Consider the following 18,833-nt stretch of genomic DNA (forward strand, 5'->3'; position numbering starts at 1 on the left):
CGTCTCACGGCTGGCCCCCGTCATCTTCACGGCGGGCGAGCACCGACTCGAGCATCTCAGCGCGCTTGGCGGGCTGCAGGTGTGGCCAGAGCCGGCGCTGTGCGTACGGTGTCCGCAGGAAGGCCAGCATTGCGGCGTGGACCTCGCGCATCTCGTCGTCGCTGCAGAGCTCGTAGGAGGTGCTGCGCGGCACGAAGCGCAGCGCGCCGCGGGGTCCGACCTGGTAGTCGCCCCAGGCCGCTCCGACCTTGAGCCAGTCCCGGAAGGGCTCCAGCTGGGGCCAGCGCTCCTGGCTCTCGAAGAGACGCTGTTCCATGCCCATGTGCATGCGGTGGTAGGGCCCGGAGCGCTCGACGACGTTGTCGAACTGGAAGACCTGGCCGACCTCGGCCTTCCAGATCCGAGACCAGAACCGCCGCCAGCGGGTGTTGTGCTGCTCGTTGAGGCCCCGGATGCCGTCGAAGATGAACCGGCGCACGATCGACAACTCGTGCTCGGACCAGTTGGCCAGCGGGTGGGCCTTCATGATGAGGATCGAGGACGGTTTCGTCATGCCAGCACCTTCGAGACGCGGAAGAGGACGCCGCCGAGCGGAATGCGGTCGCCAATGCGCACCAGCAGCGGTGACGCGCGATCGCCGGTGACCTGCAGGACGACAGTGCGCCAGCGGCCGCGACCGGTGGGAACTAGGTGAAGCGTCATCGCGCCGGCGCCTCCATCGGAATCGCGGCTTGGCGCGGCAACGTGGCAGCACTCTCCTCCCGGACCTTGGCCAGGACCTGTGCATAGACATCGGGATGCTGGCGGTCGAAGTCGAGCCCGGGCCCGCGCGTGAACTGGCCCGGTTGCCCGGCCGGCACCAGCCAGCCGCCGGGCCCGGTCCAGCGTCGCGGATCGATCCGTTGCGCCTTGAAGTCGGCGCGCGTGACGAAGCCACGCAGCTCCAGGGTGGCCACGATGCGCAGCGCCGCGATCTTCCACTTCGTGAGCTGCACCGGGGCGCTGGCGCCGGCGACGACATCGGGCACGAACTCCGGCACCTCGCAGCGCTGGCGCGGCGACCAGTAGTGCCAGCCCCCGTTCCAGTGCTCCATGCCGAGCTCAGGGGTGAACGAAGTCCGAATGGCGCCGCGCAAGGGACGGATCACCATCAGGCCGAGCGCGGCACAGATTCCGTCGTATGTGGAATCAGAGTCCGGCACCAGCACCGCGCGATAGTCGGGCCCGCGGTCGTGCCAGCACTCCCACGCTTCGGGGATGCATTGCGCCAGCACCTTCAGGTTCGCCTTCAGCTTCGCCTGCACGCCGATCTGCGTGCCGTCCTCGGCCACCAGCAGGATGTCCCATCCAGCCGTCTCGGCGTAGGCAGTCCAGCGCGGGCCGCGCGCACGAGCGGACTCAGCTGCAACCCAGCGGATGAAGTCGGCGCAGAGATCCGACTCGAGCGCGTAGAGCAGAGTCTTTTTCATCGAGCCGCCCTTCGGCGCCGGGGCGCCCATTGCCAGTTCCAGATCCGCGCGTCGGGCTCGATGTGCTCGGGGCCGGGCAGCACGATGCAGTGCAGCGTGCGGGTCCCGCCGACGCGCAGGACCTGATAGAGCCTGCCGGTGGCCATGCAGAGCACATCGCTCGGGCTTGGCACGTCGCCGAAGGCAACGCGCAGCTTCACAGGATCCCAAGCCTGCTTCATGCCGGGATGCCCTCGTTCGGCGCCGTGGCGTTGAGGTAGATCACCCGCATCTCCAGCCGCTGGGCGATGTGGTGCTCCAGAGATGCGCCCCTGCTCCACTCCCAGCCCGGCAGCATCAGGATGGCGTCGCAGTCGACGAGCTGCTTGATGTCGGCGCGCATGCAAGGCAACCAGCCCGCGGTGAGATCGGCGTTGATCTCGGCCGGGTTCACGACATCCAGGCCCTCGGCGCGCAGGCGCGCGGCCTCGCGGTGGAACAGCGGGAAGTTCAGGTCCGGCTTGCCGGTCATGGGGCCGGCGATGTAGATCCGTTTCATGCCGCGGCTCCCAGCAGGTCGCCCTGCGCAGCCGGCTGCGAGATCTGCTCGATCCGCAGCACCACGCGCGCGCCCTTTTCGTCGGGCTCCATGCGCTCAGACGACAGCCGACGCACCCACTTGTCGTCCTCGATTGCGATGCCCTTGATGGCGTCGAGCAGCACCTTGTTGGCGTTGTCGATGTCGAGGCACCGCACGCTGTCATCCCACGTGGCGCCATGCTTGCGCTGGCGCAAAGCCCAATCCCGCGGACGTTCCGGATAGAGCTGCACCGAGATGGCCACGCGGCCGGGCAGCGGCGCGCGGATGCCGGCGGCCTTGCATACCCAGCCCACCTGCTCCTTGAACTCCTTCGCCTCGGTGCTGACGTAGGTGCTGACGAAACTGCCGCGCACCGTCGTGCGCCAGTAGCGGTTCGCGCTGATCGGGTACGGGAGGGTGAGCTCAATCACAGTTCGGCCCCTTTCGTGCGCACGAGCGAAGTCGGACGGTCACCCATCCAATTGCAGAATTTCACGGTGTCTCCTGTGTATTGCGCGTCGACGATGCCGGTCTGACCGTCACGCTGTTTGCCGACGATGATTTCGGCGTAGTGCTTCCACTCCGGGCCCAGGTCGGGCTTCGCGTGCGCGGGCCGATGGACGAAAGCGATGATGTCGGCGTCCTGTTCGATGTCGCCGCACTCTCGGAGGTCGGCCATGATCGGCCGCATGTTGGGACGCTTCTCGACCTCGCGGTTGAGCTGCGCCAGCAGCAGGACGGTGCAGTCCAACTCCTTCGCCAGCGCCTTGATGCCGCGGCTGACCTCCCCGAGCTGCGTGGCCCGGTTGGCCTTGCGGTCGGTGCCCTCCATGAGCCCGATGTAGTCCACCACCAGCAGGCGCAGACCGTGGCGGCGCTTCAACGAGCGCGCCTTGGCGCGGAGCTGGTTGATGTTCAGCGCGGTCTGGTCGTCGATGAACATCGGCAGCTGGCGCAGGTGCTCGACGGTGCGCGTCATCTCGCCCCAGTCGTAGTCGGTCAGCCGCTCCGGGCGCTTCAGCTTGTGCAGGGGGATGCCGGACCGCATCGACACCACACGGGTGGTCAGCTGCGCCTTCGGCATCTCCATCGAGAGCACGCCGACGGGTTGGCACATGCCGCAGATGTGGTCCGCGATCGACATCGCCAGCGCCGTCTTGCCCATGCCGGGCCGGCCAGCGATCACCACGACTTCGCCCTTGCGGACGCCACCGTCGAGGCGGTCGTCGAGATCCTTGATCCCGGTGGAGAGGAAGTCCTCTTCGCCATCGGCGCGGCGCTGGATGCCGTCGAGGAACTCCACCATGCCGGTGTCCATGCCCTGCCAGGCATCGCTCTTGTTGACCTCGAACAGCGGCGTCAGCAGCGCGGTAGCCTGGTCCAGCGTCTCTTCGAACCCGACGCTGCGCTGGCAGGCCAAGGCATGGATCTCGGTGCTGACGCCCATCAGCTTGCGGCGCAGCGAGAAATCGCGCACCGTCAGCGCGTACTGCCGGGCGCTGGACGCGCTGGGCACGTACTGCGCCAGCGCGTTCAGGTACGGCAGGCCGACGACATCGTCCTTGCGGATGCGCTGCAGCTGGTCGAAGACCGTGAAAACGTCAACCGGCTTGCAGGCGTTGAGCAGGCTACTGATGGCCTGGAACACCAGCCGGTGCTCCTGCCGGAAGAAGTCGGCCTCCTCCACCAGGTCTCCGACGCGGTCCCACATCCCGTTGTCGAGAAGCAGCGCGCCGAGCAGCGTGGACTCCGATTCCGGGCTCCAGAGCACGGCCGGCGACAGTAGGGTGTCATCGACGCGGTCGTTCATGGCTGATCCGCCGTTTCTTCGATGACCTTCTTCATGCCGCGGCTCGAAAGCAGGTACTCGATGCTGCAGCGCCAGTTCTGGTGGTCAGGCGAGCGCGGTCCCCGGCCCATGATGAAGTCGTTGTTGCGGGCACGCCCGAAGTACTCGCGCGCCCAGTCCAGCACCTCGGCGTCGTTGGTCGCCCGCGGCGTGCCGTCCTGCCGCTTCGAGGTCAGCACCCAGTCGCGGAAGTCGCGCAGCGCCTGGTCGCGGGCCTTGTCCATGACCCGGACACCCGGCAGTTCGGGCAGCACCTCGTGGTAGAGGTCGACCAGCCCGGTCATCCACGTCGGCAGGTTGTCTGCCGACATAGGAGCTTTAGCTCCTTTTCTTTTCTTCTCTACTCTTCTCTTCTCTGTGGTAACGGTGTTGCGTAACGCGTTACGTGACGCCTTGTTCTCCGTTACGTCACCATCCGTCACGCTGTTTTCGCCGGAGCTGGAACCATCCTCCTCTTCTTTTTCGCGAAGGCGCTTGCGGTATTCCCGCTGCCTTTCCGCGTTCGTCTTGGCACCCGCAGCACGCTCCTTGCCGACGGTGTTGTGCTCGTTGAATCGGATGAATCGGACTCCTTCTCCATTGGGAAGAACCTCCACCCAGCCCACAGACCGCATCGCGCGGCCGAGCCCTGGAACGCCCGACATGGTGTCGATCTCGAAGAGCGTCGCGCCCTCAAGAAGACCGTCCTCACCGGCGCAGTCGTTGGCCTGCGCCCACAGCGGTACCGATGCTCCGACGACGATCCGCGTAACGATAGCAACGTCAATCGCGTGCCGCTCTTCGTTACGCGACGTTATGTCCGTCGTAACGCTCGGCATAACGCCCGTTACGGTGTTTTCGTTACGCTCCGTTATGCCGCATAACGCGTTACGTGACGCATCGCAGCGCAGCCCAAGACCGAACCATGCCCCGAAGGCGGGGTCATCGAGCAGCGCTCTGGCCGTCCTGATGACCTTCGGGTTGGTCAGCAAGCTGGCGCGCATCTTGATCCAGCTCTCAGCCACCCACGACCTCCCTGGCCTCGCCCTGGATGCGTGCGGCGGCACCGGCGACCTCGAAGTAGTTGTCGCCCTCCTCCTCGGCCTGCAGGATCGCGGCCTCGCGCGCGGCGATCAGCGCCTCCATCTCGCGTCGGTGGCGGTGCGCGCCGGGCAGGTCTCCCAGCGCCATGCAGATCTCGATGCCCAAGCCCTCGGCCTGGATGAGGTGCGCACGCTGGCGGTGCACCAGCTCTTGTAGCCTGGTCATGCTGTGAGTTCCTCCAGGTCGAACAGGCTGGGCGTGCTCATCTCGCGCGCCATGGCCTCGCAGAACATGACGCCGTCTGCGAAGTAGCTGGGGCTGAGCTCGCAGCCGCGGCCGCGCCGGCCGGCCTTGATGGCGCGGTAGGGCACCGTCATCAGGCCGCCGAAGGGGTCATAGACCTCGTCGCCAGGATTCGAGTACTGAGCGATCGCCCGGTCCGCGATGTCGAACTGCATCGGGCAGAGATGCATCTCGCGGCCGGCGGCGGACTGCGCGTTGTTGAGGGTCTGCATCCGCGTCACGTCGGTCCAGACCTCGTCGTGCCAGGACTGCGGCTGCAGGAGCATGAACGAGGGCGGCAGCATGCCCTTCGCGGCCAGGGCCTCGCCCAGCGCGACGTCGTGCTCGAAGTCGAAGACCTCGCTCAACGAGTGCGCCTTGAAGAGCTTGAAGATCTGGTCCGCGGGCAGGCCCACAAGATCCTCGGGCTGCAGCAGGCGGTTGCCACTGGAACGCGTGAAGCCGTGGGCATCCAGCTGCCACCGGGCCCGGGAGTACTTGGCCTTGTCCTTCACCACGGGCACATCCGCGTAGCCGCGGCTGGCGTCGGTCGGCGCCTTGCGGAACAGCAGCAGGTACTCGTTCATGCCGAAACCCATGCGGGAGCCATCCTTGCATTGCTCCGTCCAGCCCAGGCGGTAGGTCTGCGAGTTCTCGCGCACCACGTCAGTGACGATGGTCTTGCGGCCGATGAAGTGGAAGCCGTGCTTGCGGAAGCACGCCACAGTGTCGAGGTCGAAGGGGTACTCGGTCTGGAAGCCGACGCCGGGCACCATGCCGCTGGGCACGATGCGGTTCTTCACGTGGATGGCGGCCACCCGCCCGGGTTGCAGCACGCGCAGCAGCTCCGGCACGAGGTAGTCCATCTGCTGGAAGAAGTGCTCGTTGTTGTCGGTGTGCCCGAAGTCGGCGTAGTTCGGCGAGTACTCGTACTGCGTGCTGAACGGGATCAAGGTCAGGATCAGGCCCACGCTGTCGCTGACCATGCGCCGGGTCTCCTGCACGCAGTCCTCGTTCACGACGGTATAGCCGGGCCCGGTGACTTCGACTCGGGGGACGCCCATGGCGCGCGCCAGGGTCTGGGCCATCGCGATGCGCGACAGGCCGTAGGTGCGGATGATTTCGCTCATCTTTTGCCTCAGTTCGATGTCTTGTTGCCACTTCCGCTCGAGGTTGCGGCGCACCTCCCGCTCGGCTTCCGTGTAGATCAGGTCGACGCGCACCGTGTGCTCCTGCAGAAAGCGCTGCACGCGGTGGATAGCCTGGATGAAGTCCTTGAACTTGTGGCCGATGCCCAAGAACACCTCCCAGTGGCAATGCCGCTGGAAGTTGCAGCCCGAGCCCAGCATCACCGGCTTGCCGGCGAGTTCCTGGATGCGGCCGTCGGCGAAGGCGATGACCGAGGCCTCGCGCTCGTCGAGTTCCTGGGAGCCGTAGACGGTCACCACCTCGGGCATGGCGCGCTCGATCGCGTGCCGCTCGGCCTCCAGGTCGTGCCAGATCACGCGGTGCGCGGTGGGGTCCTCGGCGCGGATCTCCTGCAGCTTGGCCAAGCGCTGCGGAAGGCTGTCGCGCTTCTCACGGGCAGCATCGACGACGCCGATGGCCTGGTGCTTGAACATCAGGCTCTGGCCGCGGGAGTCGGCACCGGCCTCGGTGTGATCGCTCGGGATCTCGTGCCAGCGGACATCCAGATCCGGCAGCACGTAGCCCTCGTCGGAGAAGCTGGGATCGAGGTCCGACGGCAGCTGCACGAACAGGGCCCAGCTCGCCATCCAGAGCCAGAACTCACGCTCCTTGTGCGGGTGGATGGTGAGCTGGTCGGCCTTCTCGCTGTTGCGCTTGAAGAAGCGCGTCTTCGCCTGACCGACGTCCATGACGCCGAGGTAGGCGCAGTAGGCCAGCAGCTCGACGTACTCATTCGGGCTCGGCGTCGCCGTGGCCACGAAGCGATACGGCACGCCCCGGCTGCGGACACGCACCTTCATGCTGCGGCGGTCATCACCGGCGAAGAGCGCCATGAACTCGCGGAAGGTCTTGCTGCCGCCGAAGCCGCGCAGGCAGTCGGCCTCGTCCAGGCTGACGACGGTGAAGGCCTCGGGGTCAAGCTTCCCATCGCGCACGGGCTCGTAGTTCGTGATGTAGATGCCCTCGGGGTCGTCGCACTCCTCGATGGAGCGGATGAACTTCAGCTTCGGCACCCTGCCCGGGCCCAGTGCCTGCCAGGCCTTGAGCTCGGCGCGCTGGGCGTCGGAGAACTTCGGGTCGTCACCGGTGGCCAGCTTCAGGGCGTCGCGGATGAACTCCTGGCGCACGCCCAGCGGCAGCACGATGAGCCCCATGCCGCCGGCGCGGGCGCGCACGATGCGCACGATCTCGATCTGCCCAAAGGTCTTGCCGAGGCCGAAGCGCGCGAAGATGGCGCGCCGGCCACCCGCAACGGCCCAGCGCACGATCGCCTTCTGGAACGGCGCCAGCAGCGGGTTGATCTCGGACTCGTCGATCTCGAAGCCGAGCGACGGCGCCATCTGCATCTTCGAGCGCAGGAAGTCGGCGTAGTCCATCAAAACCCCGCCCATGCCGTGACCAGGGCCGGCCGCATGCGGATGGCGCGCTGCACCGAGGTCTCCGCCGGGATGAAGTCGTCATCGGGCGGAAACAACGCCGCCCTGCCCTTCGCGGTGGGCACGAAGCGCGCGATGTCGCGCCGCGAGGCCGTCGGGTTCGCGCGCTCGATGAGCCCGCGCGCCTTCAGGTGGGAGGCCTTGCCCATCAGCAGGTGCGTCTCGATGCCGGTAGCGGCCTCGATCTCGGCGTAGGTGGCGCCGTCGCTGTTTGCCGCGGCCAGATCGTGGATCGCGCGCAGCATGATCTGGAGCTGGGTGTCGCTCATGCCGCGACTCCTCGCAGGGCTTCGGTGAGCACGCGCTTGTCATGGCGCAGCTGGGCGTTCTCCTCGCGCGCGATGCGCAGCTCACGCTCGAGCTCGGTTTCGCGCCGGCGCAGGCTGGAGAGGTCGTAGCCGCGCGCCATGTTCATCCAGAGCAGCGGCGCGTCGTTGCCGCAGTAGTCCATCACCGCGCACAGCTTCGGGAAGATCACCCCCTCCTGCCCGGACTCCCAGCGCGACCACTGCGCCTTGTCCATCTTCAGCTCGGCGATCACCTCTTTCGGCTCGTAGCCGGCAGCCTTGATACAGAGCCCGATGGCTCCGCCCAATGTCTTCTCCCGCGCGATCTCCTGAACGGTCACGGCGGAGGGGAAACCGAGTTGGTTCACAACGCTCCTCGAATCTGTTGAGTGGTGTTGAGAGGCTTGCCGGGCCAAAACTGAAGGCCATGCAAGACGCACATTTCGAAAGCGGCCGTGAGGGCTGGCACCACATTCACGACCTGGCGCTGCAGCTGCTGGTGCAACTGGCCGACCTGCGCGATGACGCGGCGGCCGGCAGCGCAGATGAGGGGTGCCCGCCGCCTCGCGGGGTAGAGTCCGGTCACCACAACACGGACCCCGCGAGGGGCGAACATGAAAACCTTCAGCATCGACATCGAAGCGGCAAGTGCAGCCTCGTACGAAGCGGGGATGACGCGTGTCATTGCCCAGGTGACGGTGAGAGCCGGCGAGCCTTCCCCGGAGGGCTTCAGCGACCTGCACATGTCAGAGAAGACGATGCGACGGCTGCACGAGATATTCGGCAAGATCATTCGGAACCTCGACGAGCATTCGGCGACCAGATAGTCCGAAGCACCGCGGCTTCGTCGCTGCTCAGAGAGAGCGCTACGTGTCCCACCTCCAGGCATGCGGCACCGCCGGCCAGCCAGGTCAGCGTGATAGGGCGCGCGGCACCGCCAGCAGGCGCCAACGGCCTCTTCGGTGCGATCTGGACCGAGGGCTCTGGCTCCGGCGGCTCCCGGAAGCCGGCGGCGCGCGCGATCGCATCCGCTGCTACGCCGTGGGCGTCGAAACTGCTGTTGAGCAACGCGACTCCGTTGGCCCACTTCGAATTGACGATCTGGGCCGCGCTCATCGCGGCAAGTGCGGCCTCGACGCGACAGACAGAGCGCTTCGCCCGGATCAGCGCCGGCGTGCGCGGGCCCTTCTTCTGGGTGCTGCGCATGTCAGGCGGCCTTCGGGGTGGCGTCGGTTGTGTCTTCGCCGCGAAGTTCAGCTGGCAGATGCCGCCGTGCCAAGGCGGCAAGGACGCGGTCTTCGATGCGTGGAGGGAGCTCGTCGGGCCATTTATCGACGGCCTGATATGTCACTCCGATCGCTGCGGCTGCCGCGGCGGTGGTGCCGCCGAGTAGTTCAATGGCTTTTGACTTAAGCATGCCGCATTGAACTACAGTTCAATGCAAAACGCAACTAGGGTTCAGCGCCGGCGCGAGAAAATCGCAACGATGGTTGAACTTTCCGAACGCTTCCAAGCAGCACTCAAGCACGCCAACAGCTCTGTCAGCGACGTGGCGCGTGCGACCGGGCTGAGCTACCAGGCTCTCAAGAAGGTGCTCGACGGAAAGACGAAGAGCCAGGACGCCAAGAACAACCTGGCCATAGCGCAATACCTGGGTGTCTCCAGTGAGTGGTTGAGCAGCGGCGAGGGCGAGATGCTGGCCGTTGTTGCGCCGGGAAAGGGCAACTGGGCTTCATCTGAGTCGGCTGACTACGCCGGGACAATGCTCCGCGTTCGCCGGGTCCCAGTCGTCGGGACTGCCAAGTTGGGCGACGACGGCTACTACGACGAGATCAGCAGCATTCCCGGAGCCGGAGACGGGCACATCGAGATCGCGATCGACGACCCGAATGCATACGGCATCCGCGTGCGCGGGCAGAGCATGTTTCCAGCGATTCGCGATGGTTGGTACGTGCTTGTCAAGCCAAATGGATCGCCACAGGTGGGCGAGTATGTCCTGCTGAAGCTTCGGGACGGCCGAAAGATGGTGAAGGAGCTGCTCGTCCAACGTCACGGCGCAGTGGAGGTGATGTCGGTAAACGGCGGTGAGCGCCTTACGTTCGAACTCTCCGAACTCGAAGGCATACAGCCAGTCGGCGCTGTCGTGTCCCCGAGCCAGTGGCGGCCGGACTGAGGCGGGTGGACATGGCACTGCAACTTCTTAGGCTAAACGCGTATCCAGGCCGGATCGCCGCAACCAAGACTGGCTCAGTCGTTCCCGATGGGGCGTTTTTTCTGGACTTCGCGCGCCCATTGAAGGCGCTTCGAGCGTTCGGCATTGGGCCTGTGACAGGGTTCCTGGTTCCCGTGATTCACCAAGGAGAATCGCGAGGAGGGTTTGTCATCAGTGTAAGCCGCAGCGAGCCCTACTTCGTCGACCTCAAGCCGTTGTGGGCGCATCACCAGCCCGGCCATAAAGTTGCGGCTGCTGGCAATGCAGACAACCTGGCGATCGTGGCTGACTTCGCCGCACAGTTTCCGGAAGATTGCCGATGAACAACTCGATCTTGAGAGTCGCTGCTGGATTGCTGCTCACTTTGGCTAGTGTTGGCTCGTGGGCACAAGACTGCCAGCGCGCCACGCGGAACTACGATGTGTCACGCAGTTCCTTGCGCCCAGATCGAGCAATGATTGAACGTGCATGGCAAGAGATGCAGTACGCCTGCGGCGCTGCATCCGCGCAGCCCCAACGCGCGGCGCCTGCTTGCTACTACACCACGATCCTCAAGCCGACCCCGTTTCTAGGAACAGCCGAAGAGATCATCCAGTTCGACGATGGATCGATCTGGCAGGACATGAGCTACCAGTACCTATATTTGTACGAGTACAACCCTCAGGTCGTTCTGTGTCCCGCCCGTGGGCAAATGATTTTGAAGAACGGTAGCCGCGACTACGTCTTCCAGTTGCGGCAGCTCCGCTGAGCTTTCCGCCATCCAGCCAGCCCGCAGCCAGCGGGCTTCTTTCCTCCCTCGACTGAACCAAGGTTAAAAATAATCTGAACCCTAGTTGTGTTTGCATTTGAACTGTGGTTCAATAAATCCCATCGAACAGGAGATGGGCATGCAGAGCAAAGCAAGAAGGCGGGACTGGAGCGCCGGCGCGACCGTCAAGGTCGGCTTCCTGACCCTCACGGTCATCGCCAAGATTCCGACGCCAGGCGACTTCAAGTCCGACGCCTACGTGCTGGCCAGCGCCGCGAAAGGCACGTTCTACGAGTTCGTGCCGCACAACGGCCTGAACAAGATCGACGCCGATGAGGCCCGCGATCTGATCGCTGATGGCAAGCGCATCGCCGAGCAGCGTGCTGCTGCCGTGGTCGCGAAGGCTTCGGCCTCCGCCGCGCACGCCGCCGTGATCGCCGAGATGCTCGAGGTGGCGTGATGAGCCGCTTCACGCAATCCAACCTGTCGCGCCGGCGTGATGCCCGTCGTGACCGCATCGAGGCCAAGCACTACCCCGAGGTGGTGTTCGAGCCCACCGAAGAGCAGGCGCTGGCAGCCGATCGCGCCCTGAACACCGCGAAGGCCTCGCCCGAGTACTTCGCTCCCTCGGATCTCTACACGCTCTCGCAGCAGAACCGAGGTGTCCTGTGAGCGCCGCGCAGCACACCACGGGCGTCATGCAGCACGCCGCGCTGATGGGCACGATCAACACGGGGTTTCGCGACGAAGCCATCTTCCACTGCGGCCTCGGCATTCGCCACAACTCGTTCATCAACGAGCAGGAGGCCAATGCTCGCCGCCTCGTCGCCTGCTGGAACGCATGCGAAGGCGTGCCCGTCGAAGTGCTGGAAGGCAATGCGGCCGGCGGCCTGCCCTGGAACGTGGCCGATCAGATCGAATTCAGGGTCGAGCGCGATCAGATGCTCGAAGCGCTGCGCCGCCTGCACGACTGGGCCCAGGCGCAGGCGCCGAACACCGACTTCAGCGGTGACCACCCCATCGCAATCGCGCGGGAGATGCTGCGCGCCAAGACGACTGGAGGCGCATCGTGAGCCGCCACAGCGGCAGCCAGCACCTGGACAAGGTGCTCCGCGCCCAGAAGGCCACGCCGGTCGCCTTCGAGCAGCCGCACTTCCTCTTCGACTCGCCCAGCGACCTGCCGGCGTTTAGCGAGCACCAGCTCTGCGTCATGCCATTCGAAGGCCACCTCGCGGACCTGAAGATGATCGAGTGGCGCGAGGTTCTCGCCGAACTGCTGCGCGACGACGGCTCCGACCTCGTCGATACCTCCGATCTGCAGCTGGAGCCGCTGTCATGAGCACCGCCATCAACACCGGCGGGCCCGCGTTCCCGATCAGCGACGCGCAGAGCGCGCACGCGACTGCGATGGCCGCTTCCATCGACATCGAGGATCCCGTCGAGCGCGAGCGCGCCTACATCCTGGCCCGCGCGGAAGCCGTGATCGGCATGACGCTGCGGGACTACTTCGCTGCCCAGGCGATGCAAGGCGCGTTCACGCCGCCCATCGAGTCCACCAAAGGGGGCAAGGACTACATCGCGATGCACGCATACCAGATGGCCGACGCCATGCTGAGAGCGAGGGCCGCATCGTGAAGACGCGCACCGTCATCGCCATCGTCGCGGTCATCGATCTTCTTCTCTTCGCGGCGATGTACTGGACGCTGAGAGACGGGGGTGTGATTTGAACCTCATCCACACCCCGCTTACGGCACCGCGCCAGTTCGTTGGCACCGTCGATGCCACGCACGAAAGCCGTAGGCCCACCGCGCGCTGCCTGGAGCAGCTGCAGGGCCACCAGCGCAGCAGCACTGCCGAGATCGTGCCCATGGACACGCCGGCACGCATGCCACGCGCCGACTTCATCGTCACGGTTGCCAGTACCTGCGCCGGCGTCGCCGTGGTCCTGCTTCTCATCGCCGAAAGGGTTGCGCCATGGCTGTTCGCCTAGCCGTCGACAACACGCGCAAGGCGCGTCCGCACTACTTCCCCGACGACACGCCGGAGCCTGTCGCCCAGCCGTACTGCGCCATTGACGAGCTGCTGCAGCTCATCAAGGCCTGGCTCGTGTTCGCCACGTGCTGCGGCATCGCAGCCGCCCTCCTCGCCTACTTCGTCCCCTCCGTCTACCACTTCTTCCGCTGAAGGCCTTCGACCATGGAATCCACCACCCAGCCCCTCGCCGTTGTCCGCGCCAGCTCCTGGCCCACGCTTTTCGATTGCTCGTACAAGTGGTACTGGCAGAACGTCATGGGCCTTCGCAGCCCGTCGGGGGGCGCCGCCCACCTTGGCACCGCCGTGCACGCCGGTACCGCGGTCTACGACCAGGCCATCCTCGACGGCAAGTTCATCAGCGTCGGCGAGGCGGTCGACGCGGCGCGGGAGTCTCTGCAGAGCCCGGAGGACGATGTTGCCTGGGACGAGAACCTTTCCCCCGCCGATGCCGACAGCTTCGCGGTGAAGCTGACGACGAAGTACTGCCTCGACATCGCGCCGACCCGCACCTACACCGCGGTCGAACTGAAGTGCACGGCGCTCGACATCCAGACCGCGCACGGCGTCGTCCGCCTCACTGGCACCACCGACCGCATCCGCCTGTTGGAAGACGGCCGCAAGGGTGCCACCGACCTGAAGACCGGCGGCCGCGCCACTGAAAAGACCGAGTCCGGCGCCCGCCGCGCGGTCACCAAGGGCCACCACATCCAGCTCGGCATCTACACGCTGATGGCCGAGCAGGCTTCGGGCGAGCGCATGGACGCTCCCGCTGAAATCATCGGCCTGCAGACCACCAAGGACACGCCCTGCGCCACCGGCGAACTCGCCGATGTGAAGACGCCGCTGCTGGGCGACGGCAAGTTCCCCGGCCTCATCGAGATCGCCGCCGGGATGCTGAAGAGCGGCGTCTTCCCGCCGAACCCGAAGTCGAACCTGTGCTCGCGCAAGTTCTGCCCGGCCTACGCCGCGCACTGCAAGTACCACGACTGATCACCACTCCCAGAAGGAAAGCCATGTCTGCAACTGCAACCGCAGCGGCTCCGGCCGCGAACACCGCCACCATCCAGCAGCTGCGCCAGCACCAGGTTGCGGCCGCTCAGGAGCCCGCCGATCAGGTCGTGGATCTGTTTTCGTCGCGCGGCTTCGCGCTGGCACAGCGCATCGCGCAAGCGTTCTCCACGTCGAACGCCGTGCCCGTCGCCTTTCGACAGTGGGTCGAGAAGAAGCTGCCGGGCGGCGGCATCGACTATGTGGAGAACACAAACGCCTTGGGCAATTGCCTTGTAGCGATCGAGACCGCCCGCGCTGTCGGCATGAGCATCACAGCGGTGATGCAGAACGCCAACGTGATCGAGGGCCGGCTCACGTGGTCGGGCCAGTACAAGATCGCAGCGATCAACGCCAGCAAGCGCTTCACGCCCCTGCGCTTCGATGTCGTCAACAAGGGTGTCATCAAGGCCACCTACAAGGAAAAGCAGGGCTGGAACCGCGAGAACCGGCGCTACGACTTCAAGGACATCACGGTCGAGGTCGAGAACCTCGAATGCGTCGCCTGGGCGCTGCCGGGGAACATGGCGTTCCCGCCGAACGTGCGCACGCTGGCCGACGCGAAGGCCCTGAAGCTGCCGGTGATCGAGTCGGCGCCCGTCAGCATGAAGCTCGCGGTCGAGGAAGGCTGGTACGGCAAGGCCGGCTCGAAGTGGCAGACCGAGATGAAGCACCTGATGCTTCAGTACCGGGCCGGCAGCTTCTTCGGGAACATCCACGCGCCCGACATCGTGATGGGCATGGGCCGCACGACCGAGGAGATGCAGGACGCCGTCGTGATCGACCTCGACCAGGACTCCGTGCGCGTCACCAGCACCGAGGACCTCCGCAGCGGCGTCGCCGCTAGCGCGGCCGCCGAGGTCATGCAGAAGAACGGCATCGACCCGGAGCAGGAAGAGCCCGCTGCCACACCAGCAGCGGCCGATACCACCGAGGCAGGGGCCACCACCAGCAGCGCCGCACCCGCGGACGCGAAGGCCAGCGGCCTTGACGTCGATGCCTTCGCAGAGAAGCTGGGCGCCTGCAAGGACCAGGACTCCCTGGATGCCGCCATGGACAGCCTGCGTGCGCTCAACCCCACCGATGAGCAGCGCGCCGTGCTCTCGGATGTCTACCAGCGCCGCGCCGCCGAGCTCGAAGCCCCAGCCGGCGCGCCGCCGGCTCCTGCATTCGCGCCCACCAGCCGTCGCGCCCGCGGCACCACCCCCTCCATCGACTGAGCACCACCACCATGAAGATCACCCACATCACGGCCGAGAACTTCCTCGGCGTCCGCCGCGCCGATGTCGCGCTGGACAAGCCCATCACCCTCTTCGGCGGCAGCAACTACGCCGGCAAGAGCAGCCTGCAGGAGGCCATCCGCATGGCGCTCACGGGCGAGGCCGTGCGCGTCGGCCTGAAGAAGGAGTACGGCGCGCTGGTCAACGAGGGCCAGAAGGTCGGCTTCGCCGAGGTCTCGATCGCTGGCCGCGGCCCCGAGGTGGAAACCGCAAGCATCGTGTTGCCCACCGGCAAGGCCTCGCAGTCCAAGGGCTTCACGGTGCCTGCAGCGCTGCCCTACGTGCTCGACGCCCAGCGCTTCAGCAGCATGGACGACAAGGCTCGGCGCACGTTCCTGTTCGGCCTCATGGGCATCAGGATCACGCCCGACACGGTGTCCCAGCGCCTGATCGACAAGGGCCACGACAAGGCGCGAGTCGATCGCGTCGCCCCGATGCTGCGCGCCGGCTTCGAGGCGGCGTGCACCGAGGCCAAGGCGAAGGCGACCGAAGCGAAAGGCTCCTGGCGCGCATTGACCGGCGAAACCTACGGCGCGGTGAAGGCCGCGAGCTGGAAGGCGCCCGAGGTAGCCACCGACCCGACGGCGCTGGCCAAGGCCCAGCAGCGCCTCGCCGAAATCGATTCGCAGATCGCCAGCAGCCATCAGGCGCTGGGTGCGCTGCAGGCCGACATGCGGGCGCACACCACGCGGGAAGCACGCATCGAAGCGCTGCGCGAGCCCGCCGACCGGCTCGAGCGAGTGACCGCCAAGCTGGCCGCCGACGAGAAGGATCTCGCCGAATGGGAAGCGCGCGTGCGGGAGACCGAGGCCAAGGCCGCCGGCGCCGCACCGACGCAACCGATGACCTGCCCGCACTGCAGCGGCCATGTGGAACTCGTCGGCAAGGAACTGCGGGCCTACGAAGCGCCCGCTGGCGTGCGCGACGAGGAAGCAGCCGCGGCGCTGCCCGCGATGGTGCGCTCCCGCGACCTGCTGCGTTCCGCCGTGGCCAACGACAAGCGCGACCTCGAAGCGGCTCGCGCCGCGGACGCGGAGCTCAAGGCTCTCACCGAAGGCGATCAGCCCGCAGCACCGAAGCAGTCCGACCTCGATGCGGCTTCGCAGGCCCTGGCGGCGCTGAAGCAGACGCGCGCCGGTGCCGCGACTGCGGTGGAGAAGCTGGAGGCCGTCGCGCGCGCCAACAAGGAAGCGGCCGCGAAGACCGCCACTGCCGCTGGCTACCACGCTGAGGTGGCGGCCTGGGATGCCATCGCGGTGGATCTCGCACCCGACGGCATCCCCGGCCAGATGCTGGCCGAGGCGCTGGAGCCGATCAACACGCGGCTGCAGCAAAGCGCAGTCGATGCGGAGTGGCTGCGTGTGGGCATCGATGCCGACATGTCGATCACCTGCATGACGCCCAGCGGCGGCGCGCGCCCGTACGCGCTGCTGAGCGAGTCCGAGCGCTGGCGCGTCGATGCAATGGTGGCCGAGGCCATCAGCTTCCAGTCCGGCGTGAAGCTGCTGGTGCTCGACCGCTTCGACGTGCTCGACGCCCAGGGCCGCGGCGATCTGCTGGCCTGGCTCGATGTCCTCGCCCAGAACGGCGAGATCGAAACCGCCCTCCTCTTCGGCACGCTGAAGGCGCTGCCCTCGGATCTGCCGGCCACTGTTGCCGCGGAGTGGATCAACAACGGCCACGTCGGCCAGCTCAAAGAAGCAGCATGAAACTCGCCCTCTTCTACGACTTCGAAACCCAGTCGCTCCCGCTCTTCAAGGAACCGAGCGAGCACCCCGGCCAGCCGCACTTCGTGCAGGTCGGCGCCGAACTGGTCGACCTGGAGACGCGGCGCGTTTTCAGCACGCTCGATGTCATCGTGAAGCCCGACGGCTGGTCGATTCCCGCCGACACCGCCGCCATCCACGGCATCACCAGCGAGATGGCGCTGGACGTCGGCATCCCCGAGCACCTCGCGCTGCGCATGCTGCTCGCGATGTGGCGCCGCGCAGATGTCCGCATCGGGCACAACGAGACCTTCGATGCCCGGATCGCGCGCATCGCCTGCATGCGATTCCTGGACGAGGCCACGGCCGACGACTGGAAGGCCGGCACCGCGGAATGCACGCAACTGATCAGCACGCCGATCCTGAAGCTGCCGCCCACGGACAAGATGAAGCGGGCCGGCTTCTTCAAGCACAAGAGCGCCAACCTGGGCGAGGCCTACGAGTTCTTCACCGGCAAGAAGCTCGAAGGCGCCCACAGCGCCATCGTCGACGTCCGGGCCTGCCAGGAGGTCTATTTCGCGGCCACCAGCCGCAACACCGAACTCGCCGCGGCCTGACATGGACAACCTCGAGTTCTGGCTGGTCTGGAATCCGGAGGGTCACCGCCCTCCCCAGTACCAGCACCACAGCGCAAAGGACGCCGCTGACGAGGCCGAGCGCCTGGCAGCGATCAATCCCGGCCAGTCGTTCTACGTGCTGCAGGCCACGGAGCTGCGCCGCACCGCGGATGCACCGGTCCAGGCCGTCACGCTGCTGAAGCGACCGGAGCCGGACCCCGACGACTACATGCCGTTCTGACCATTTTTCGGGCGACACCAGCCGGCCGGGCTCCCTCCCTCCTCCAGACCACGTTTTCCCTGCCGGCCCGCGCAAGCGGCGCCTTCTTTCTTTTCTTCAACCACAGGAGCTACTCCATGTTTTCTCTCCCCGAGTTCACGAAGGTCAAGGTGCTCGATGTCCACCTGCTGAGCCAGAAGAACCGGCCGCCGGGCGCGAACCCGGGCGTGCGCCTCAACGTGCAGGCCGACCTTCCGAACTACGCGCTCGCAGCGTTCGATCCCGCGCTGCGCACCGCCCTGTTCACGAAGACCGAGGCTGCGGGCGGCAGCGCCAAGGACAAGCGCCAGACCTTGCCGGGAGTCGAGGAAATCAGCGACCTCCCGCACCTGACCTCCATGGCGCGCCACATCAAGAAGGTGCCGTGGACCGAGAAGCTCACGGGCTACACCGGCGAGATCGATCACGGCGTCGGCGGCAAGTCGAACCTCCCGATCACGGATGCGTCGCTCGAGAACTGGCGCTTCCAGGCCAAGCAGGGCGGCACCGTGGCGACCTGGTGGAGCATCGAGATGGTCGACGTGCCGAAGCTGGTGCTGGCCGAGCTCGCCATGCTCAAAAGCCGCGAGGTGCCGCTGAAGCTGCTGGAGCCAGAGGTCCGCCAGCAGCAGCTCGACGACGGGGAAGAGCAGCGCCAAGGCGCCGCGACGCCGCCGGCCAGCGCGCCCGCCGCGCAGCCGCAAGGCGACGGCGAAGGTGCATGGCCCTTCCCGAACGACCCGCCCGGCAGCACGGCCGCGGCGCCCGCAAGCCGCCGCAAGGCCAACACCGCGAAGACCGCCGAAGAGGTCTTCACGGAAGAGTCGAAGGCCTGAT

At 66.3% G+C, this 18,833-nt stretch carries 30 protein-coding genes; 18 read left to right on the plus strand and 12 right to left on the minus strand.

Features of this window, described 5'->3' with window-relative positions:
* Window positions 1-4: 4 nt before the first annotated feature.
* Genes ACAM57_RS23410 through ACAM57_RS23465 form a run of 12 tightly spaced genes read right to left on the minus strand, consistent with a single transcriptional unit; the run spans window position 5 to window position 8,434 of the window.
* A complete protein-coding gene (locus ACAM57_RS23410) occupies window positions 5-553 on the minus strand; it encodes a hypothetical protein (protein ID WP_369659131.1) in 549 nt (182 codons plus the stop codon).
* The gene (locus ACAM57_RS23415) at window positions 550-702 is read right to left on the minus strand and encodes a hypothetical protein (RefSeq protein ID WP_369659132.1); all 153 of its coding nucleotides are present in this window, start codon (window positions 700-702) and stop codon (window positions 550-552) included. Before ACAM57_RS23415 ends, ACAM57_RS23410 begins: the two co-directional genes overlap by 4 nt.
* A complete protein-coding gene (locus tag ACAM57_RS23420; RefSeq protein WP_369659133.1) occupies window positions 699-1,469 on the minus strand; it encodes a hypothetical protein in 771 nt (256 codons plus the stop codon). Before ACAM57_RS23420 ends, ACAM57_RS23415 begins: the two co-directional genes overlap by 4 nt.
* Window positions 1,466-1,690, minus strand: coding sequence for a hypothetical protein (locus ACAM57_RS23425; RefSeq protein WP_369659134.1), 225 nt, complete (start codon window positions 1,688-1,690; stop codon window positions 1,466-1,468). Before ACAM57_RS23425 ends, ACAM57_RS23420 begins: the two co-directional genes overlap by 4 nt.
* A complete protein-coding gene (locus tag ACAM57_RS23430; protein WP_369659135.1) occupies window positions 1,687-2,007 on the minus strand; it encodes a DUF4406 domain-containing protein in 321 nt (106 codons plus the stop codon). The genes ACAM57_RS23425 and ACAM57_RS23430 overlap by 4 nt, the downstream gene beginning before the upstream one ends.
* Window positions 2,004-2,459 (minus strand): RusA family crossover junction endodeoxyribonuclease, encoded by a 456-nt coding sequence (locus ACAM57_RS23435; protein WP_369659136.1) that lies wholly within the window; start codon window positions 2,457-2,459, stop codon window positions 2,004-2,006. Before ACAM57_RS23435 ends, ACAM57_RS23430 begins: the two co-directional genes overlap by 4 nt.
* Window positions 2,456-3,838 carry a replicative DNA helicase gene (gene dnaB, locus ACAM57_RS23440; protein WP_369659137.1) on the minus strand — a complete coding sequence of 461 codons (1,383 nt, stop codon included), beginning with the start codon at window positions 3,836-3,838 and terminating at the stop codon, window positions 2,456-2,458. The genes ACAM57_RS23435 and dnaB overlap by 4 nt, the downstream gene beginning before the upstream one ends.
* The gene (locus ACAM57_RS23445) at window positions 3,835-4,881 is read right to left on the minus strand and encodes a hypothetical protein (protein WP_369659138.1); all 1,047 of its coding nucleotides are present in this window, start codon (window positions 4,879-4,881) and stop codon (window positions 3,835-3,837) included. The genes dnaB and ACAM57_RS23445 overlap by 4 nt, the downstream gene beginning before the upstream one ends.
* Window positions 4,874-5,125 (minus strand): hypothetical protein, encoded by a 252-nt coding sequence (locus ACAM57_RS23450; protein WP_369659139.1) that lies wholly within the window; start codon window positions 5,123-5,125, stop codon window positions 4,874-4,876. Before ACAM57_RS23450 ends, ACAM57_RS23445 begins: the two co-directional genes overlap by 8 nt.
* Window positions 5,122-7,746 carry a DNA methyltransferase gene (locus ACAM57_RS23455; RefSeq protein WP_369659140.1) on the minus strand — a complete coding sequence of 875 codons (2,625 nt, stop codon included), beginning with the start codon at window positions 7,744-7,746 and terminating at the stop codon, window positions 5,122-5,124. Before ACAM57_RS23455 ends, ACAM57_RS23450 begins: the two co-directional genes overlap by 4 nt.
* On the minus strand, window positions 7,746-8,075 hold the full coding sequence (locus ACAM57_RS23460) for a MarR family transcriptional regulator (protein WP_369659141.1): 330 nt from the start codon (window positions 8,073-8,075) through the stop codon (window positions 7,746-7,748). Before ACAM57_RS23460 ends, ACAM57_RS23455 begins: the two co-directional genes overlap by 1 nt.
* Complete coding sequence (locus tag ACAM57_RS23465) at window positions 8,072-8,434, minus strand: hypothetical protein (RefSeq protein ID WP_369659142.1); 363 nt, start codon at window positions 8,432-8,434, stop codon at window positions 8,072-8,074. Before ACAM57_RS23465 ends, ACAM57_RS23460 begins: the two co-directional genes overlap by 4 nt.
* Before the next feature lie 273 nt (window positions 8,435-8,707).
* On the opposite strand from ACAM57_RS23465, the gene ACAM57_RS23470 reads away from it, so the two are divergent.
* The 18 genes from ACAM57_RS23470 to ACAM57_RS23555 all read left to right on the plus strand — a co-directional run bounded on the left by ACAM57_RS23470 (window position 8,708) and on the right by ACAM57_RS23555 (window position 18,832).
* Window positions 8,708-8,920, plus strand: a complete 213-nt coding sequence (locus ACAM57_RS23470) for a hypothetical protein (RefSeq protein WP_369659143.1) — start codon at window positions 8,708-8,710, stop codon at window positions 8,918-8,920.
* A gap of 251 nt (window positions 8,921-9,171) precedes the next feature.
* Complete coding sequence (locus ACAM57_RS23475) at window positions 9,172-9,486, plus strand: hypothetical protein (protein WP_369659144.1); 315 nt, start codon at window positions 9,172-9,174, stop codon at window positions 9,484-9,486.
* 93 nt (window positions 9,487-9,579) lie between these two features.
* Complete coding sequence (locus ACAM57_RS23480; protein ID WP_369659145.1) at window positions 9,580-10,266, plus strand: S24 family peptidase; 687 nt, start codon at window positions 9,580-9,582, stop codon at window positions 10,264-10,266.
* An 11-nt stretch (window positions 10,267-10,277) separates the two neighbouring features.
* Complete coding sequence (locus tag ACAM57_RS23485; protein WP_369659146.1) at window positions 10,278-10,628, plus strand: hypothetical protein; 351 nt, start codon at window positions 10,278-10,280, stop codon at window positions 10,626-10,628.
* The gene (locus ACAM57_RS23490; RefSeq protein ID WP_369659147.1) at window positions 10,625-11,053 is read left to right on the plus strand and encodes a hypothetical protein; all 429 of its coding nucleotides are present in this window, start codon (window positions 10,625-10,627) and stop codon (window positions 11,051-11,053) included. Before ACAM57_RS23485 ends, ACAM57_RS23490 begins: the two co-directional genes overlap by 4 nt.
* Before the next feature lie 139 nt (window positions 11,054-11,192).
* Complete coding sequence (locus tag ACAM57_RS23495; RefSeq protein WP_369659148.1) at window positions 11,193-11,513, plus strand: hypothetical protein; 321 nt, start codon at window positions 11,193-11,195, stop codon at window positions 11,511-11,513.
* A complete protein-coding gene (locus tag ACAM57_RS23500; protein ID WP_369659149.1) occupies window positions 11,513-11,725 on the plus strand; it encodes a hypothetical protein in 213 nt (70 codons plus the stop codon). The genes ACAM57_RS23495 and ACAM57_RS23500 overlap by 1 nt, the downstream gene beginning before the upstream one ends.
* On the plus strand, window positions 11,722-12,126 hold the full coding sequence (locus ACAM57_RS23505; RefSeq protein WP_369659150.1) for a hypothetical protein: 405 nt from the start codon (window positions 11,722-11,724) through the stop codon (window positions 12,124-12,126). The genes ACAM57_RS23500 and ACAM57_RS23505 overlap by 4 nt, the downstream gene beginning before the upstream one ends.
* Window positions 12,123-12,392 carry a hypothetical protein gene (locus ACAM57_RS23510; protein WP_369659151.1) on the plus strand — a complete coding sequence of 90 codons (270 nt, stop codon included), beginning with the start codon at window positions 12,123-12,125 and terminating at the stop codon, window positions 12,390-12,392. Before ACAM57_RS23505 ends, ACAM57_RS23510 begins: the two co-directional genes overlap by 4 nt.
* A complete protein-coding gene (locus ACAM57_RS23515) occupies window positions 12,389-12,688 on the plus strand; it encodes a hypothetical protein (protein WP_369659152.1) in 300 nt (99 codons plus the stop codon). The genes ACAM57_RS23510 and ACAM57_RS23515 overlap by 4 nt, the downstream gene beginning before the upstream one ends.
* A gap of 88 nt (window positions 12,689-12,776) precedes the next feature.
* A complete protein-coding gene (locus tag ACAM57_RS23520) occupies window positions 12,777-13,043 on the plus strand; it encodes a hypothetical protein (RefSeq protein WP_369659153.1) in 267 nt (88 codons plus the stop codon).
* Window positions 13,028-13,237, plus strand: coding sequence for a hypothetical protein (locus ACAM57_RS23525; RefSeq protein ID WP_369659154.1), 210 nt, complete (start codon window positions 13,028-13,030; stop codon window positions 13,235-13,237). Before ACAM57_RS23520 ends, ACAM57_RS23525 begins: the two co-directional genes overlap by 16 nt.
* Window positions 13,238-13,249: 12 nt before the next feature.
* Window positions 13,250-14,077, plus strand: a complete 828-nt coding sequence (locus ACAM57_RS23530) for a RecB family exonuclease (protein ID WP_369659155.1) — start codon at window positions 13,250-13,252, stop codon at window positions 14,075-14,077.
* A gap of 23 nt (window positions 14,078-14,100) precedes the next feature.
* Window positions 14,101-15,354 carry a hypothetical protein gene (locus ACAM57_RS23535; RefSeq protein WP_369659156.1) on the plus strand — a complete coding sequence of 418 codons (1,254 nt, stop codon included), beginning with the start codon at window positions 14,101-14,103 and terminating at the stop codon, window positions 15,352-15,354.
* A gap of 11 nt (window positions 15,355-15,365) precedes the next feature.
* Window positions 15,366-17,123 carry an AAA family ATPase gene (locus ACAM57_RS23540; RefSeq protein ID WP_369659157.1) on the plus strand — a complete coding sequence of 586 codons (1,758 nt, stop codon included), beginning with the start codon at window positions 15,366-15,368 and terminating at the stop codon, window positions 17,121-17,123.
* Window positions 17,120-17,737, plus strand: a complete 618-nt coding sequence (locus tag ACAM57_RS23545) for an exonuclease domain-containing protein (RefSeq protein ID WP_369659158.1) — start codon at window positions 17,120-17,122, stop codon at window positions 17,735-17,737. Before ACAM57_RS23540 ends, ACAM57_RS23545 begins: the two co-directional genes overlap by 4 nt.
* Before the next feature lies 1 nt (window position 17,738).
* Complete coding sequence (locus ACAM57_RS23550; RefSeq protein ID WP_369659159.1) at window positions 17,739-17,978, plus strand: hypothetical protein; 240 nt, start codon at window positions 17,739-17,741, stop codon at window positions 17,976-17,978.
* Window positions 17,979-18,094: 116 nt separating this feature from the next.
* Window positions 18,095-18,832, plus strand: coding sequence for a hypothetical protein (locus ACAM57_RS23555; protein WP_369659160.1), 738 nt, complete (start codon window positions 18,095-18,097; stop codon window positions 18,830-18,832).
* Window position 18,833 lies beyond the last annotated feature (1 nt).

This window comes from Variovorax sp. V15 (genome assembly GCF_041154425.1).
GTDB classification, from domain to species: Bacteria; Pseudomonadota; Gammaproteobacteria; order Burkholderiales; family Burkholderiaceae_C; genus Variovorax; species Variovorax guangxiensis.